This window comes from Kosakonia sp. S57 (genome assembly GCF_016516575.1).
GTDB lineage: Bacteria > Pseudomonadota > Gammaproteobacteria > Enterobacterales > Enterobacteriaceae > Kosakonia > Kosakonia cowanii.
This window is the reverse complement of sequence record NZ_JACVUL010000006.1, coordinates 163,403-179,138: the sequence shown is the minus strand read 5'-3', so window position 1 is coordinate 179,138 and position 15,736 is coordinate 163,403. Positions and strand designations below refer to the sequence as shown.

16 protein-coding genes are annotated in these 15,736 nt (G+C 58.2%); 6 read left to right on the top strand and 10 right to left on the bottom strand.

Annotated features, from left to right (window positions below; all coding sequences use genetic code 11):
- Nucleotides 1-51 precede the first annotated feature (51 nt).
- From IAE48_RS08015 to IAE48_RS08000, 4 genes are all read left to right on the top strand, one after another.
- The gene (locus IAE48_RS08015) at nt 52-528 is read left to right on the top strand and encodes a YbjO family protein (RefSeq protein ID WP_225975621.1); all 477 of its coding nucleotides are present in this window, start codon (nt 52-54) and stop codon (nt 526-528) included.
- Nucleotides 529-570: 42 nt separating this feature from the next.
- Nucleotides 571-1,698, top strand: a complete 1,128-nt coding sequence (gene rlmC, locus IAE48_RS08010) for a 23S rRNA (uracil(747)-C(5))-methyltransferase RlmC (RefSeq protein WP_200134007.1) — start codon at nt 571-573, stop codon at nt 1,696-1,698.
- Nucleotides 1,699-1,809: 111 nt separating this feature from the next.
- On the top strand, nt 1,810-4,137 hold the full coding sequence (locus IAE48_RS08005) for an FdhF/YdeP family oxidoreductase (protein WP_200134006.1): 2,328 nt from the start codon (nt 1,810-1,812) through the stop codon (nt 4,135-4,137).
- Between the two features lie 64 nt (nt 4,138-4,201).
- Nucleotides 4,202-4,402: a hypothetical protein gene (locus tag IAE48_RS08000; protein WP_200134005.1), complete on the top strand. Its 201-nt coding sequence runs from the start codon at nt 4,202-4,204 to the stop codon at nt 4,400-4,402.
- Here IAE48_RS08000 and artJ read toward each other — a convergent pair.
- From artJ to IAE48_RS07970, 6 genes are all read right to left on the bottom strand, one after another.
- The gene (gene artJ, locus IAE48_RS07995) at nt 4,377-5,108 is read right to left on the bottom strand and encodes an arginine ABC transporter substrate-binding protein ArtJ (protein ID WP_023481799.1); all 732 of its coding nucleotides are present in this window, start codon (nt 5,106-5,108) and stop codon (nt 4,377-4,379) included. The two genes, IAE48_RS08000 and artJ, sit on opposite strands and share 26 nt — an antisense overlap.
- Nucleotides 5,109-5,275: 167 nt before the next feature.
- Nucleotides 5,276-5,944, bottom strand: coding sequence for an arginine ABC transporter permease ArtM (gene artM, locus IAE48_RS07990; RefSeq protein ID WP_023481628.1), 669 nt, complete (start codon nt 5,942-5,944; stop codon nt 5,276-5,278).
- Nucleotides 5,944-6,660 (bottom strand): arginine ABC transporter permease ArtQ, encoded by a 717-nt coding sequence (gene artQ, locus IAE48_RS07985; protein WP_200134004.1) that lies wholly within the window; start codon nt 6,658-6,660, stop codon nt 5,944-5,946. Before artQ ends, artM begins: the two co-directional genes overlap by 1 nt.
- 6 nt (nt 6,661-6,666) lie before the next feature.
- Entirely contained in the window at nt 6,667-7,398 is a 732-nt protein-coding gene (gene artI / locus IAE48_RS07980; RefSeq protein WP_023481785.1) for an arginine ABC transporter substrate-binding protein ArtI, read from the bottom strand.
- A 19-nt stretch (nt 7,399-7,417) separates the two neighbouring features.
- The gene (gene artP, locus IAE48_RS07975; RefSeq protein WP_023481454.1) at nt 7,418-8,146 is read right to left on the bottom strand and encodes an arginine ABC transporter ATP-binding protein ArtP; all 729 of its coding nucleotides are present in this window, start codon (nt 8,144-8,146) and stop codon (nt 7,418-7,420) included.
- Nucleotides 8,147-8,355: 209 nt separating this feature from the next.
- The gene (locus tag IAE48_RS07970; RefSeq protein WP_054804033.1) at nt 8,356-8,871 is read right to left on the bottom strand and encodes a lipoprotein; all 516 of its coding nucleotides are present in this window, start codon (nt 8,869-8,871) and stop codon (nt 8,356-8,358) included.
- A gap of 100 nt (nt 8,872-8,971) precedes the next feature.
- On the opposite strand from IAE48_RS07970, the gene IAE48_RS07965 reads away from it, so the two are divergent.
- Both IAE48_RS07965 and IAE48_RS07960 read left to right on the top strand, forming a co-directional pair.
- Nucleotides 8,972-9,817, top strand: a complete 846-nt coding sequence (locus IAE48_RS07965; RefSeq protein WP_200134003.1) for an N-acetylmuramoyl-L-alanine amidase — start codon at nt 8,972-8,974, stop codon at nt 9,815-9,817.
- Nucleotides 9,818-9,852: 35 nt separating this feature from the next.
- Nucleotides 9,853-10,413, top strand: a complete 561-nt coding sequence (locus IAE48_RS07960) for a WG repeat-containing protein (RefSeq protein WP_232045017.1) — start codon at nt 9,853-9,855, stop codon at nt 10,411-10,413.
- 5 nt (nt 10,414-10,418) lie between these two features.
- On the opposite strand, the gene IAE48_RS07955 is transcribed toward IAE48_RS07960, so the two are convergent.
- From IAE48_RS07955 to poxB, 4 genes are all read right to left on the bottom strand, one after another.
- A complete protein-coding gene (locus tag IAE48_RS07955) occupies nt 10,419-11,432 on the bottom strand; it encodes an NAD(P)-dependent oxidoreductase (RefSeq protein WP_054804032.1) in 1,014 nt (337 codons plus the stop codon).
- A 90-nt stretch (nt 11,433-11,522) separates the two neighbouring features.
- Entirely contained in the window at nt 11,523-12,959 is a 1,437-nt protein-coding gene (locus tag IAE48_RS07950; RefSeq protein ID WP_200134001.1) for a DUF2867 domain-containing protein, read from the bottom strand.
- A 9-nt stretch (nt 12,960-12,968) separates the two neighbouring features.
- Entirely contained in the window at nt 12,969-13,967 is a 999-nt protein-coding gene (gene ltaE, locus IAE48_RS07945; RefSeq protein WP_042716327.1) for a low-specificity L-threonine aldolase, read from the bottom strand.
- 38 nt (nt 13,968-14,005) lie between these two features.
- Nucleotides 14,006-15,724, bottom strand: a complete 1,719-nt coding sequence (gene poxB / locus IAE48_RS07940; protein WP_200134000.1) for a ubiquinone-dependent pyruvate dehydrogenase — start codon at nt 15,722-15,724, stop codon at nt 14,006-14,008.
- Nucleotides 15,725-15,736: the final 12 nt, after the last annotated feature.

Here is a 15,736-nt window from a genome sequence, read left to right as displayed (position 1 = left end):
GAAATTGTGTCGTTGATGCCGCGCTTGCGCGGCATTTTTCACAGGGAAATCATGGAATTGGGGTTCTTCAACAAAACCACGCACCACGCGACGCCAAATATACCGGCGCTGGTTCAGGTGGCGGCTATCGCCATCATTACCATTCGCTGTGTCGACGTGCTGATGATCATGAACCTGCTCGGCTGGCGCGGGCTGCTCGACTTCGTGCACCGCAGCGCCCAGACCTGGAGCCTGACGCTGATCTTCCTTGGCAGCCTGATGCTGGTCTTTGTCGAGATCCTCTGCGCCTTCTCGGTGATAAAGGGGCGGCGCTGGGCGCGCTGGCTCTATCTGGTAACGCAACTCACCTCGACCGCCTACCTGTGGGCCGCATCACTGGGCTATGGTTACCCGGAACTCTTCAGCATCGCCGGCAGTTCGCGCCGTGAGATCTTCCACTCCCTGATAATGCAAAAGCTCCCCGATCTGCTGGTGCTGTTCCTGCTCTTTGTACCGACGCCGAGCCGACGCTTTTTCCGCCTGCAATAACGGTGGTACAATCCCGCCCCCGCAAATTGAAAGGCTTTATCTATGCAGTGCGCTCTCTTCGACGCCGGTCGCTGCCGCTCCTGTGAGTGGATCGACCAGCCGCTCCCGTTGCAACTCTCCGCCAGGATGGATCATCTACGCGCATTGCTCGCCCCCTTTGCGGTGGAGTCATGGTGCGAGCCGGTGAGCGGCCCGGAGCAGGGCTTTCGTAATAAAGCCAAAATGGTGGTCAGCGGCAGCGTTGAAAAACCGCTGCTCGGCATGCTGCACCGCGACGGGACGCCGGAAGACCTCACCGCCTGCCCGCTCTACCCGGAGACCTTCGCGCCGGTATTTGCCGCTCTGAAACCCTTTATCGCCCGCGCCGGGTTAACGCCCTATAACGTGGCGCGCAAACGCGGCGAACTGAAATACCTTTTATTGACCGAGAGCCAGCTCGACGGCGGCATGATGCTGCGCTTTGTACTGCGCTCAGAGGCGAAAGTTGAGCAGCTGCGCGCCGCGCTGCCAGCGTTACAGGCTCAGTTGCCGCAGCTAAAGGTGATCTCGGTAAATATTCAGCCGGTGCATATGGCGATCATGGAAGGGGAGAGGGAGATCTTTCTTACCGACCAGCAGGCGCTGGCGGAGAACTTCAACGGCGTGCCGCTCGCTATTCGTCCGCAGAGCTTTTTCCAGACCAACCCTGCGGTCGCCAGCCAGCTCTACGCCACGGCGCGGGACTGGGTGCGCCAGGTTCAGGTTAACCATATGTGGGATCTCTTCTGCGGCGTTGGCGGCTTTGGGCTGCACTGCGCAACGCCGGAGATGAAGCTGACCGGGATTGAGATCGCGCCGGAAGCGATCGCCTGTGCAACGCAATCCGCCGAGGCGCTGGGTCTGCACAATCTTCACTTCCAGGCGCTCGATTCAACCCGTTTCGCCACCGCGCAGGAGTCGGTGCCGGATCTGGTGCTGGTCAACCCGCCGCGCCGCGGCATTGGCGCAGAGCTGTGTGACTACCTGAGCCGCATGGCGCCGCCGTGGATCATCTACTCCAGCTGTAATGCGCAGACGATGGCGAAGGATTTCGCCGCACTGGCGGATTACCGCGTTGCGCGCGTGCAACTGTTTGATATGTTTCCCCATACTGCCCATTACGAAGTGCTTACCCTGCTTATCAGGCGTTAATTCTCCCGCTTAAACGCCATTTGGCGCGACGAAATACTGACTTTTTTGCCCCACAGGCGCGTTTTTTGTACCAGGCTTAAGCCAAAAGAGACGCGAACAGTGTGGGGCAATATGAAAGAGCAGAAACAATCAACGGTAGGGATCGCGCCATACGGCGGCTCGGCAGGTGGCTGGGGCGCGTTAAAAGCGGTGGCCGATGCGCTGCGTGGGCAGATGTCCGTCAAGCAGGATGTGATTGCACTATTTAAAGTAAACCAGCCGCAGGGCTTTGACTGCCCCGGCTGCGCGTGGCCAGATCCGCAGCACACCTCCTCATTCGAATTTTGTGAAAACGGTGCTAAAGCCGTCTCGTGGGAGGCGACCAGCAAGCGCGCGACGCCGGAATTTTTCGCGGCGCACACCGTCAGCGAACTGTGGCAGCGCAATGCTTTTGAGCTGGAAGGCGAGGGGCGCTTAACCCACCCGATGAAATATGATGCTGAGAGCGATACCTATCAGGCGATTGAGTGGGAGACCGCGTTTCAGGAGATTGGTGCGCTGCTGCAAAGCTATGACGACCCAAATAGCGTGGAGTTTTATACTTCCGGTCGCGCTTCCAACGAAGCAGCGTTCCTCTGGCAACTCTTTGCCCGCGAATATGGCACCAACAACTTCCCGGACTGCTCAAATATGTGTCATGAGCCTACCAGCGTCGGGCTGCCGGAGTCGATTGGCGTCGGCAAAGGCACCGTCGAACTGGAGGATTTTGACCACTGCGACCTGGTGCTTTGCATCGGTCATAACCCTGGCACTAACCATCCGCGCATGCTCGGGACGCTGCGGGAAGTCTCAAAACGCGGTGCCACCATCGTCGCCATCAACCCGCTGCGCGAGCGCGGCCTTGAGCGTTTTACCTCACCGCAAAGCCCGATAGAGATGCTGGCTCTTAGCTCAACCAAACTCGCCTCGACCTACTACAAAGTGCGCGTCGGCGGCGATGCGGCAATGCTAAAAGGCGTAATGAAGATTCTGCTGTCGATGCACGAGCAGGCGCTGGCGAACGGCGAACCGGGCGTAATCGACGAGGTGTTTATTCGCCAGCACACGCAGGGTTTTGCGGAGCTGAAAGCCGATCTCGACGCCACCGACTGGGACCATATCCTGAAAGTCTCCGGTATGGAGCGCGAGGAGATCCAGAATATCGCCCGGCTTTACGCCAAGTCTGAACGCACCATTATCTGCTACGGCATGGGCATCACCCAGCATCAGTACGGCACGCAAAACGTGCAGCAGATTGCCAACCTGCTGCTGCTGCGCGGCAATATTGGCAAAAAAGGGGCGGGCATCTGCCCACTGCGCGGCCACTCCAATGTGCAGGGCGACCGCACCGTTGGCATCACTGAAATTCCCTCTGCCGGGTTTCTCGATAACCTCGAACGGGTGTTTGGTTTTAAACCGCCGCGTGAGCATGGGCATGGTGCAGTGGCGGCGATTCAGGCGATGCGCGACGGCAAAGTGAATGCGCTGCTCTGTCTGGGCGGTAATCTGGCTGAAGCGATCTCCGATCCGCAAGTCACCTTCCCGGCGATGCGCAAGCTCGATCTGGTGGTGCATATGGCGACCAAACTGAACCGCTCCCATCTGCTGCTCGGCAAACACAACTACCTCTTCCCGGTGATTGGGCGGACCGAAACCGATGAGCAGTTATCCGGGGCGCAGAGCGTGACGGTGGAGGATTCAATGTCGATGGTGCACGCCTCGCGCGGCTCGTTAAACCCGGCTTCTCCACATCTGAAGTCGGAACCGGCGCTGGTGGCGGCCCTTGCGAAAGCGACGCTGCCGCAGACGGTGGTGAACTGGGACAGGATGGTGAATGATTACAGCAATATTCGCGATGCCATCGAAGCGGTCTTCCCGGCGTTTGCTAATTTTAATGAACGGGTCAAACAACCGGGCGGCTTCCGCCTGCGTAATGCCGCCTCGGAGCGGGAGTGGAATACACCGTCGGGCTTTGCCGAGTTTAAAGTGATGCAGGGGATTAATGAGGATCCGCGCTCGCTCAAGTGCCACGACCTTGTGCTTACTACCTTACGCAGCCACGATCAGTACAACACCACGCTTTACGGGCTGAATGACCGTTATCGCGGCGTGACCGGGCGGCGGGACGTGCTGTTTATCAATGCCGATGAGGCGGAGCGACGCGAGTTGCGCGTCGGCGATCAGGTGAATGTGGTGGCGCTCGATCCCGAAGGGAACCCCACCTCGCGACGGATGGATAACCTGACGGTTGTGGTGATCGATATGGCACCCGGCTCGGTGGGGGCCTATTACCCGGAGGCCAATATTCTGGTGCCGCTGGACAGCCACGACACCAAAAGCGGCATCCCGGCGTATAAAAGCATCCCGATAGCGATGGAGCGCGTCGAAACGCCGGTCGCCACCTCGGGCGCACGGCGTTAAATGCGAAACCCGTAGGCCCGATAAGCGCAGCGCCATCGGGCATTGGTGCGGAGTTCATTGCCGGATGGCGGCTACGCCTTATCCGACCTACAAAAGCGCGCCATTTGGTATTGGTGTGGGATGTAATTGCCGGATGGCGGTTGCGCCTTATCCGGCCTACAAAAGCGCGCCATCGGGCATTGGTGCGGAGTTCATTGCCGGATGGCGGCTGGCGCCTTATCCGGCCTACAAAGAACGGCTTACTGCGGGAACCACTGGTCGCTGATTTTCTGGTAGGTGCCGTCGGCTTTAATCGCTTTCAGCGCAGCATTCAGCTTCTCAAGCAGCGCTTTGTTATCCGGGCGCACGGCAATGCCAAGACCGGTGCCGAAATATTGCGGATCGGTCACTTTCGGCGTGGCCACACCCAGCTGCGGGTTGGTTTTCAGCCACTCATTCACCACCGCGGTATCACCAAACACCCCGTCGATACGGCCATTTTTCAGGTCGATAATCGCATTCTGGTAGCTGTCATACGCCACGGTGGTCACTTCCGGGTGCTTATCCTGCAAATATTTTTGATGGGTGGTGCCATTTTCCATACCGATGCGTTTGCCCTTCAGATCGTCGAAGGATTTAAAGGCATCTTTTTTGGCGATCACCAGCGCGGAGTTGGCGTAGTAGGGGTCGGTAAACGCCACCTGTTTGCTACGCTCCGGAGTAATGTCCATCCCGGAGATCACCGCGTCATACTTCTTAAATTTCAGCGCCGGGATCAGGCTGTCGAAGGCGTGATTGGTAAAGGTGCAGTTGGCCTGCATCTGCTTACAGAGCGCATTCGCCAGATCGATATCGAAGCCGACAATCTTATTGCCCGCATCCAGGGATTCAAACGGGGGATAGGTCGCCGATACGCCGAAGCTGATCTTATCGGCCGCAAAGCTCCCTGCGGAAACGGTAGCGAGAAGGGCGGCCAGTATCATTTTTTTCATCAGTAAACTCCTGTCTGTCTATCTTATTGTTGTACCCGGAGGCATGGGATTAACAATGCCAGTGTATGAATTTATATGCAACTATAATGCTTATTTATTTTATTGAAGATAAAAATAAAGGCGAGTAATGGGGTCATTAGCTCGCCTCTACAGATTACCTATGCATTTTAGTTGCGCCGCTCAAAGGCCAGCGCTTTGCGTTCAATCAGGCGCATCATCAGCGTCAGCAGGCCATTAACCACCAGATAAATTAAACCGGCTGCGCCAAACACCGTCACATCGTAGGTGCGTCCATACAGTAGTTGCCCGTGACCCATCACTTCCATCAAGGTAATGGTGTAGGCCAGCGAGGTACTTTTAAATACCAGCACCACTTCGTTCGAGTAGGAGGAGAGCGCACGTTTAAAGGCGTAGGGCAGCAGGATCGCCAGCGTATCTTTCTTACTCATCCCCAGCGCGCCGCAGGATTGCCACTGCCCATCCGGAATGGCGCGGATAGCACCGTAGAAGAGCTGGGTGGTATAGGCCGCGCTGTTAAGTGACAGCGCAATAAGCGCGCAGAGCCACGGCTCAGAGAGCAGACGCCAGATCGCCGGATAGTTCTGCAATGACGGGAACTGCCCCGGCCCGTAGTAGATCAGGAAGATCTGCACCAGCAGCGGCGTGCCGGTAAAGAGCGTGATATAGGCGCGGACAATCTGCGTCAGCACCGGCGTTTTCAGCGTCAGCACGATAGTGAAGAGCAGTGAAAGCACCAGCGCGACAATCAGCGAGGCTACCGTCAGCGTCAGGCTGGTATGCAGCCCCTTGAACAGCTCGGGCATAAACTCAAGCATTATCCCGGCCTCCGTTCAAAGCGCGTCGCGCGCAGATCGATGCGTTTCAGCACCCACTGGCTGAGCAGGGTGATCACCAGATAGATCGCCGCCGCCACGATATACCAGGTAAACGGCTCCTGGGTGCGGGTGGCAATACTTTTGGTTTGCAGCATCAGATCGTTAACGCTTATCAGCGACACCAGCGCGGTATCTTTCAGCAGCACCAGCCACTGATTACCCAGCCCCGGCAGCGCGTGACGCCACATCTGCGGCATCACCAGGCGAAAGAAAATCGCCCCTTTCGATAAGCCCAGCGCCTGGCCTGACTCGCGCTGTCCCTCCGGCACCGCTTTTAACGCACCGCGCAGGGTTTGCGAGGCATAAGCCGCGTAGAGCAGGGAGAGGGCAATCACGCCGCAGAGGAACGGGCTGACGTCGAAATTCTCAATCTGCATCTGTACCGGGATCTGCACAATGCCGAGGTTGAGGGTAAAGCCGTCCGACAGCAGCAGCAGCAGCTGTGAGGCGCCGAAATAGATAAACAGCACCACCAGAATCTCTGGCAGGCCGCGTAAAATCGTCACCAGCGCGGTGCCGATCCAGGCAATCGGTCGCCATTTGACCGACTCCCAGACGGCAAAGATCATCGCCAGCACCAGGCCGATGATCAGCGCGCAGACGGCAAGGCCGACGGTCATCCCGGCGGCGCTTGCTAATGGAAACATTTCATTCATTCAGTATTACTTCTGGAACCATTTGCTGTAGATGGTCTGGTAAGTCCCATCTTTCTTCACTTTTTCCAGCGCGGCGTTAAATTTCTGCTGCAGCTCGGTGTTACCCTGGCGTACCGCGATACCGAGGCCGGTGCCGAAGTAATCTTTGTCGGTCACTTTATCGCCAACGGCGGCCAGTTTAGCGTCAGACTTCAGCCACTCTGTCACTACCGCCGTGTCGCCGAACACGGCATCAATACGGCCATTTTGCAGATCCAGACGCGCGTTCTGGTAGCTGTCGTAAGGCACGGTGGTGATTTCCGGGTGCTTATCGGTGATGAATTTCTGGTGCGTGGTGCCGTTCTGCACGCCGACACGCTTGCCTTTCAGCTGGTCGATGCCGGTGAATTTACCCTTCTGGCCGACGAAGAGCGCAGAGTTGTCGTAATACGGGGTGGTGAACAGCACCTGTTTTTCACGCTCCGGCGTGATATCCATCCCGGCCATTACCGCGTCGAAGCGGCGGAATTTCAGGCTTGGGATCAGGCTGTCAAAAGCCTGGTTGGTGAAAGTACAGGTGGCGTCGATCTCTTTACACAGGGCGTTCGCCAGATCGACATCGAAACCGACGATTTTGTTATTGGCGTCGGTCGATTCAAACGGAGGGTAGCTCGCTTCGGTGGCGAAACGGATGGTCTGGGCTGCTGTAGCGCTAAGGCTGATGCTGGCAACAAGTGCGGCGATCAGTAATTTTTTCATTGTCATTATTCCCGAGTCTTCAGTGAGATAGGTAGTATTTAAACGCGTCGGTCTGCGGCGCGGCAAAGCAGCCCGCATCCCCTTGCTCAACAATGTGACCATTTTCCATATACACCACGCGACTGGCCGTCTTGCGCGCCACTTCCACTTCGTGGGTCACGATAACTTGCGTAATACCGGTTTGCGACAGCTCGCGAATGATGCTGACGATCTGTGCGGTGATCTCTGGATCGAGCGCGGCGGTTGGCTCATCAAACAGCAGCACCTGCGGCTCCATCATCAGCGCGCGGGCAATCGCCACGCGTTGCTGCTGGCCGCCGGAAAGGTGCAGCGGATAGCGATCGCTGTAGGGCTTCAGGCGTAAACGCTCGAGCAGCTTCTCGGCGCGCGCCAGCGCCTCATCTTTGCGTAATCCGAGCACGCGGCACGGCGCTTCAATCAGGTTCTGCTGCACGGTGAGGTGCGGCCAAAGATTATATTGCTGGAACACCATGCCCACATTCTGGCGCAATTCGCGAATCGCTTTATCAGAAGGGGTTTTGGCGAAATCGAAATGATTGCCTGCGATGGTCAGCTGGCCAGAGCGCGGCATTTCGAGCAGGTTCAGCACGCGCAGCAGCGAACTTTTCCCCGCGCCGCTTGGGCCGAGCAGCACCAGCGTTTCACCCTGCGGGCACTCCAGTGTGATATCGAACAGCGCCTGGTGTGCGCCGTAGAAGCAATTGATGCTGTTTAATTTAATACTCATCGAAGCAGTCTGATAGCAATTGAGGCCGCAAATAGTAACGTTGACAGAATAGTTATGCAATATTTGTGCGTTAAAACTTAAAAATAAACCAGGTTTCTACATAAAGTTAGCACATAACACTGGTCGACGTGGGAACCAGGCATAAATGTCGGCATTCCTCACAGAATGCCAGACATTTTACGGGGGTTATTGATGGGTTTAGTCAATACTTACCGGTGTTCAACCGACTGGCGCAGCGTGCCGGCCGGGGCATGCACCGTGCCGCCGAGGTAGCGCACATCATCAACCGCCCAGCACTGACCTTCGCGGATCATCAGCACCTCGTCCTGCCAGCGCTGATCGCCTTTGGTTAAGGTCACGCGCAGCGGGATATTGCGCGCGTCGCTGTTAGGGATGGTAGAAGCGCTGGCGACATCCGCTTTCTCTGGTGCCAGGTTACGGCTGGAGAAGGGGTCGCCCTTCAGCAGCACGTTATTGCGCGCGTCGCGGCTGGCGGCAGTAAGCATTTTGCTCAGGTCGTCACTCAGGTAAGGACGCAGCGAGGACCAATTCGCGCCCGGATGTTCAATGCGGTAGTCATAGAATTGCTGTGCCACACTGTCTGGGCCGCCTTCAACGCAGGCACCGACGCGTGCGCCGGTATCTTTGAAAGCGGGCTCAACGGTGGTACAAGCGCTTAACAGCAGCGCGCACGGCATAACAAGAGTTAAAACTGAATAGCGCATAATGATTTCCTTATTTCTGTTCAGAAGTCGCAACCTTTCAAGAATAGTGTATTGCTCTCATAATGTGTCTGGTAACGCATTGATGGTTAAAAGGAGAAGCATGAAAACGTGGGGAATAGTGCTACTGGCGCTGATACTGGCAGGCTGTGCCAGCGATAAAAAAGATGACAACAAAGGCGTTATTGAGAAACCTGGCTATCAACTGGTGACCCGTTATCAGGCGCAAGCGGCTTATCCCCGCATCAAGGTGCTGGTGATCCATTATACGGCAGATGATTTTGATGTCTCGTTGACTACACTGCTCGGCAAAGATGTCAGTTCGCACTACTTAATCCCGGCCAATCCGCCGCGCGATAAGGGCAAACCGCGCATCTGGCAGCTGGTGCCGGAGCAGAAACTGGCGTGGCATGCGGGGGCCAGCTTCTGGCGTGGCTCGACGCGCATTAACGACACTTCAATCGGCATTGAGCTGGAAAACCGCGGCTGGGAGAAGACGTCGGGCGGCAAAACCTTCGTTCCTTTTGCGCAGGCACAAATCAATGCGTTGATTCCGCTGGTAAAAGATATCGTCGCGCGTTACAACATCCCGCCGCAGAATGTGGTGGCGCATGCGGACATCGCCCCGCAGCGCAAAGACGATCCCGGCCCGCAGTTTCCCTGGCAGGTGCTAGCCGCGCAGGGGATTGGCGCCTGGCCCGATCCGGCGCGGGTGGCTTTTTACCTCAATGGCCGCGCGGAGTACACGCGGGTCAGCAACGCGGCACTGCTCGACCTGCTGGCGCGTTACGGGTATGACGTCAAATCGTATATGACACCGCTGCAACAAAAGCGGGTCATCATGGCATTTCAAATGCATTTTCGCCCGGCGAAGTGGGACGGCGTAGCTGACGCCGAAAGCTTAGCGATCGCCGAGGCTTTACTGGAAAAATATGGTCAGGCAGAGTGATCTCTGCCGACCGGCTTATGACGAGGTCAATGGAGATGGGTTTACGCATCCTTACCGGCGCGCTGCTGATGACGGCTTTTGCCGCTCACAGTGCGCCGACACCGCCCTTTAGCTGTGCTTACTGGGATAAAAAAACCGACAACGTCGAGACCCTCGCCAACTGCGCCACCCTGCAGGAGGGCAAGCTGCTGTTCCTGCCGGAGCTGTTCGAAAAGAGCCAGGATGTGGATGGCATGTCGTGGGTTGGCTTATATGACTACACCCGCCAGGCCGGGCTGCCGGATGCCGATTACTATGTTCGCGCGCCGGATCGCTATCTGCCGGTAGTGCATTTCGATAACGGGCCGGACTGGTTTGTCGAAGGGCTAGTGCGCGCCCGGCAGAATGGCAAAGTGGGTTACTGGGACGATTCGTTCCGCAACCATATTGCGCCGCAGTTTGATTACGCCTGGCAGTTTCAGGAGGGTAAAGCGCTGGTCTGTAACGGCTGCAAGCCGCAGCGCGAGGGCGAACATACGGCGCTGGGCGGCGGTGAGTGGTTTTATATCAATAAAAACGGCCAGCGGGTTTCCGAAATCAGGTCCGGGCCGTTTTGAGTCCCTTAGCGGTGCAGCTTGCCGTGATCTTTTAGCCAGAACGCCGTGCGTCTGATGCCCTCATCGAGCGTCACAATCGGCGTGTAGCCCAGCTCCTGCTGCGCGCGTTTGATATCCAGCGTGAAATCAAAATTGAGCTTCGAGACGCCGTAGTGCGTAAAGGCGGGCTCTTTCGCGCGCTTGTCGCCGAAGCGCTCCATACTGCGGGCCACCATATCCAGCATGGTATAGGGCACGGAACGAATACGGCAGTCGATACCCAGCTCATCGATCAGTGTCTGCACAATGGTGCGCAGCGAGCGCGGTTCGCCGTTGGTGATATTAAAGGCGCGCCCGGAGGGAAGGGCGTCACATTCCGGCTGGCTAGCCAGCCACATCGCATGCACCGCATTTTCGTAGTAGGTCATATCGACCAGCGCATCGCCGCCGCGCGGTAGCAGCACGCTGCGGTAGTGCTGCATCATCTGCGCCAGCCGCGGGATAAAGACTTTATCGTGCGGGCCAAACAGGCTCTGCGGGCGCAAAATGGTAAAGCGGGTTTGCGGGTTCGCCTGCGCCAGCAGATCGATAACCTGCTCCCCGGCGGCTTTGCTGCGGGCAAACTCGTTGGCGAAACGCCGTGGACGGAAGGCTTCGTCAATATCGCGGTGGTGGTGATAATCGAAATAGAGGGACGGCGAGGAGATATGGATAAAGTTACGCACGCCCCAGGCAACCGCCCATTCACCGAGACGGCGCGTGGCACGCACGTTGGCGAGATCAAACGCTTCCTGAGTACCCCATGGCGAGGTAAAACTCGAGCAGTGCCACAATGTGTCGATACCTGCGAGCATCACTTTCGCCTGCGAAGAGACCAGCTGGGTTAAATCCGCCGGTACAAACTCAGCGCCCATCTTGCAGAGCAGCTTGCCCATCGCTTCGTTGCGGCCCGTCGCCCGGACTGCAATGCCTTTTTGCCGCAGATATTCGACCGCGTTTCGGCCTAAACCGCTGGTTGCGCCCGTGACCAGAACCTTCATAGCAATCCACTGTGTTAAGCGTTTATCGCGCGCATTCTTTCGTGAATCACGTCCTGATGCAATGGGATTGTTAAAAGAAAGGCGATGGGCTCAGACTTTTTCACTGCCTTTTTCCGCAAGCCTGGCGATACGTTGCGCCATACCGCGAAAAATAAACAGATGCGCCGGAAACATCAGCAGCCAGTAAAAAAGCCCCGGCATACCGTGCGGATGCCACCAGGCGCGCACATCCAGCGCCCGGCAATCACCCTTATCCGTCACGGTAAAAACTAACCGCCCAAGCCCCGGCGCTTTCATGCCAAACAGCAGGGCAAGCTGCTGCTGCGGCTCAACGATAATCACCTTCCAGCTGTCTACTGCATCGCCAACTTGCAAATAGGGGCGTTGCGGTCGCCCGTGCGCCAGCTTATGGCCGATAAGCCTGTCGAGCGCGGCGCGGGTTTGCCACAGAGGATTGCCAAAAAAGTAGCGCTCTTTGCCGCCGATACCGTTGATCACCTGCCATAACGCCTGCGCGCTGGCCTGGGTGGTGACGCTGAAACCGGCCTGCTTCGGGTAGTAGCCATATTGCGGACGCCAGCGGGAGAAAGCCTGCGCATCGTAGCCCCAGTCGCTGGAGTTCACCAGCTTCTCCTCCTCCTTGAGCGTACGGCGCACCGCTTCATCAAAGGGGATCAGCGTTTGCGGAATTAAGGCGCGCAGGGCGCGGTCATCCGCCAGCAGGTCATGTTTCAGCCCCTGGATTAACGCTTTGGCAATAGAGGGCGGCACGGAGGTGATGAGGTGTAAAAACCACACCGAGATAAGCCGCGTCGGCAGCGGTAGCGGGATCAGGGGGCGCTTGACGCCGCTCACCGCCATAAAGCGGATAAACTGCTGCTGATAGGTGAGCACCTCCGGCCCCGCGGCTTCAAACACCCGGTGCGTATCGGTCGGATGGTTGAGCAACTCAAGCAGGTAGTGCAGCAGATTCTCCAGCGCGATAGGGGTAGTGCGCGAACGCACCCAGCGCGGCGGGGTCAGCACCGGCAGGTTGAAGACCATGTCGCGCATCACTTCAAACGCCGCCGAACCGGCACCAACAATGATCCCGGCGCGCAGCTCGGTCACCGGCACGCCTGCGGCGCGCAGCAGATCGCCGGTGTGCTGGCGCGCCAGCAGATGATCCGAGTCGCTGCCTTCGTGCGCTTGCAGAGAGCTGAGATAGATCACCTGTTTCACGCCGGAGCCCTGTAGCGCATCGCGTACATTAAGGGCGATCTGCCGCTCATGAGCGACAAAGTCGCCGCTCTCGCCCATGCTGTGCACCAGATAGTAGAGGGTATCGACATCCTCCAGCAGTGCGGGCAGCGCCTGCGGCCAGAAGAGGTCAATCTCATGCAGCGAGACATTCGCCACCGCCAGCTTTTGCAGCCGCCCTAAGCGCCGCGCCACGGCTTTCACCTGATGCCCCTGCTCACTGAGGGCTGTTACCAGCCGCTGCCCGATATAGCCGCTGGCACCGAGAACTGCTATCCGCTGCGCCACATTTTCTCCTTAGCGCTGCAAAAAGGCCTGCCAGTGGCGAACCACCTCGCCAAGCTGCTGGCGGCTGACATCCAGATGCGTCACCAGCCGCACCACGCTGCCTGCGGTGATCGTCACCCCGCGCTCGCGCATAAACGCGCCCAGTGCCTGGGCGTTATCCCCGACGCGAACAAACACCATATTGGTATCGTGACGCATCACGTCGACGCCGAGTTCGCGCAGCTGTGTCGCCAGCCAGGCGGCGTTCTCATGATCCTCTTTCAGCCGCTCAACGTTGTTTTTCAGCGCATAGAGCCCGGCTGCGGCTAAAAAGCCCGCCTGGCGCATGCCGCCGCCGGTCATCTTGCGCCAGCGGTTAGCGCGGGCGATATAGGCTTTATCACCGACCAGCAGCGAGCCAACCGGGGTGCCGAGACCTTTGGAGAGGCAGATGGTAAAGGAGTCGCAATATTGCGCGATCGCTTGCAAATCGCAGCCATACTCCACCAGCGCGTTAAAGATGCGCGCGCCGTCAACGTGCAGCGCCAGCCCGCGCTCGCGGGTGAAATTCCAGGCCTGTTGCAGGTAGTCGCGCGGCAGCACTTTGCCGTTATGGGTGTTTTCAAGGCTCAGCAGTTTAGTGCGGGCAAAGTGGATATCGTCAGCTTTGATTTTTGCCGCGACCTTATCCAGCGGCAGTGTGCCGTCGGCGGCAGCATCAATCGGCTGGGGCTGAATACTGCCCAGCACCGCCGCACCGCCCGCTTCGTAGAGATAGTTATGCGCGCCCTGGCCGACGATGTACTCTTCGCCGCGTTCGCAGTGGCTGAGCAGGGCGACCAGGTTAGCTTGTGTGCCGGTAGGTAAAAAGAGGGCGGCCTCTTTGCCGCTCAGTTCAGCGGCGTAGGCCTGAAGTTCGTTAACCGTTGGGTCATCGCCATACACATCATCCCCGACCGGGGCGGCCATCATTGCCTCCAGCATGGCGCGTCCAGGTCGGGTCACGGTGTCACTGCGTAAATCAATCACGGCATTTCCTTATCTTGCGATGGGTAATGCCCTCTGTTTTACCTGAGCCAGTTGGTTTTCGCCAGTTCAACCACCTCATCGCCGCGCCCGTTAATGATCGCGCGCAGCATATAGAGGCTGAAGCCTTTCGCCTGCTCAAGCTTGATTTGCGGCGGCATGGCCAGCTCCTCTTTGGCGACGGTGACGTCAATCAGCACCGGGCCATCAATGGCGAAGGCACGCTGTAGCGCCTCGTCAACGTCGGAGGATTTCTCTACGCGAATACCGGTGATGCCGCACGCTTCGGCGATGCGGGCAAAGTTTGTGGCCTGCAATTCGGTGCCATCGGTCAGATAGCCGCCCGCTTTCATCTCCATCGCCACAAAGCCGAGCACGCTGTTGTTAAAGACGACGATCTTCAGCGGCAGCTTCATCTGCGCCACCGAGAGGAAATCGCCCATCAGCATGCTAAAACCGCCATCACCGCACATCGCCACCACCTGGCGCTGCGGGAAGGTGGCCTGAGCGCCAATCGCCTGCGGCATGGCGTTAGCCATCGAGCCGTGGTTAAAGGAGCCAACCAACCGGCGTTTGCCGTTCATCTTCAGGTAGCGCGCGGCCCACACGGTCGGTGTGCCGACATCGCAGGTGAAAATGGCGTCATCATCGGCGAAATCACTGATGCGCTGGGCCAGATATTGCGGGTGGATCGCCTTATCGCTCGGCTTCGCCAGATCGTCCAGCCCTTTGCGGGCATCGCGGTAGTTCTCCAGCGCTTTATCGAGGAAGGCGCGATCCGTTTTCTGCTCCAGCAGCGGCACCAGCGCAGCCAGCGTCGCTTTGATATCGCCGACCAGCGCCATATCCACTTTACTGTGCGCACCGAGGCTCGCCGGGTTGATATCGATCTGGATGATCTTCGCATCACTCGGGTAGAAGGCGCGGTAGGGGAACTGGGTGCCGAGCAGCACCAGCGTGTCGGCGTTCATCATGGCGTGGAAGCCGGATGAGAAGCCAATCAGCCCGGTCATGCCAACATCAAATGGGTTGTCATACTCAACGTGCTCTTTGCCGCGCAGGGCGTGAACAATCGGCGCGTTCAGCTTGCCGGCGAAGGCCAGCAGCTCTTTATGCGCACCGGCACAACCGCTGCCGCACATCAGCGCGACATTGCTGGAGTAACGCAGCAGCTGCGCCAGCTTTTGCAGCTCCTCCTCAGCGGGAACCACCACCGGCTGCGGTGCGCGATACCAGTGGCTGCTGGCGCTTTCCGGTGCCGCCTGCAGGGCGACATCGCCGGGCAGCACTACGACGGAAACACCACGGTTGAGGATCGCTTTACGCATGGCAATCGCCAGCACTTGCGGGATCTGCTCCGGGTTGGAGACCAGCTCGCAGTAGTGGCTGCATTCGCGGAAAAGCTCCTGCGGATGCGTCTCCTGAAAATAGCCGCTGCCGATTTCGCTCGACGGAATATGCGCGGCGATGGCCAGCACCGGCACGCGGTTGCGGTGGCAGTCAAACAGGCCGTTGATCAGGTGCAGGTTGCCCGGCCCGCAGGAGCCTGCGCACACCGCCAGTTCGCCTGAGACCTGCGCTTCGGCGCCTGCGGCGAAGGCAGCCACCTCTTCATGGCGCGTGGGCATCCAGTCGATGGTGCCCATGCGGTTCAGGCTGTCGCTCAGCCCGTTGAGGGAGTCGCCGGTGACGCCCCAAATCCGTTTTACGCCCGCCTGTTCGAGGGTTTTGGCGATATACGCGGCCACTGTCTGTTTCATATTGAGGCTCCT

Excerpts from the sequence above, each read along its gene's own strand:
- artQ (WP_200134004.1), bottom strand. The coding sequence starts at position 6,660 with ATGAATGAAATGTTTCCATTAGCAAGCGCCGCCGGGATGACCGTCGGC.
- IAE48_RS08005 (WP_200134006.1), top strand. The coding sequence starts at position 1,810 with ATGAAAGAGCAGAAACAATCAACGGTAGGGATCGCGCCATACGGCGGC.
- IAE48_RS08015 (WP_225975621.1), top strand. The coding sequence starts at position 52 with ATGGAATTGGGGTTCTTCAACAAAACCACGCACCACGCGACGCCAAAT.
- rlmC (WP_200134007.1), top strand. The coding sequence starts at position 571 with ATGCAGTGCGCTCTCTTCGACGCCGGTCGCTGCCGCTCCTGTGAGTGG.
- IAE48_RS07965 (WP_200134003.1), top strand. The coding sequence starts at position 8,972 with ATGAAAACGTGGGGAATAGTGCTACTGGCGCTGATACTGGCAGGCTGT.
- artI (WP_023481785.1), bottom strand. The coding sequence starts at position 7,398 with ATGAAAAAATTACTGATCGCCGCACTTGTTGCCAGCATCAGCCTTAGC.
- artJ (WP_023481799.1), bottom strand. The coding sequence starts at position 5,108 with ATGAAAAAAATGATACTGGCCGCCCTTCTCGCTACCGTTTCCGCAGGG.
- IAE48_RS07955 (WP_054804032.1), bottom strand. The coding sequence starts at position 11,432 with ATGAAGGTTCTGGTCACGGGCGCAACCAGCGGTTTAGGCCGAAACGCG.
- poxB (WP_200134000.1), bottom strand. The coding sequence starts at position 15,724 with ATGAAACAGACAGTGGCCGCGTATATCGCCAAAACCCTCGAACAGGCG.
- artM (WP_023481628.1), bottom strand. The coding sequence starts at position 5,944 with ATGCTTGAGTTTATGCCCGAGCTGTTCAAGGGGCTGCATACCAGCCTG.
- artP (WP_023481454.1), bottom strand. The coding sequence starts at position 8,146 with ATGAGTATTAAATTAAACAGCATCAATTGCTTCTACGGCGCACACCAG.
- IAE48_RS07960 (WP_232045017.1), top strand. The coding sequence starts at position 9,853 with ATGGGTTTACGCATCCTTACCGGCGCGCTGCTGATGACGGCTTTTGCC.
- IAE48_RS08000 (WP_200134005.1), top strand. The coding sequence starts at position 4,202 with ATGGCGGCTACGCCTTATCCGACCTACAAAAGCGCGCCATTTGGTATT.
- IAE48_RS07970 (WP_054804033.1), bottom strand. The coding sequence starts at position 8,871 with ATGCGCTATTCAGTTTTAACTCTTGTTATGCCGTGCGCGCTGCTGTTA.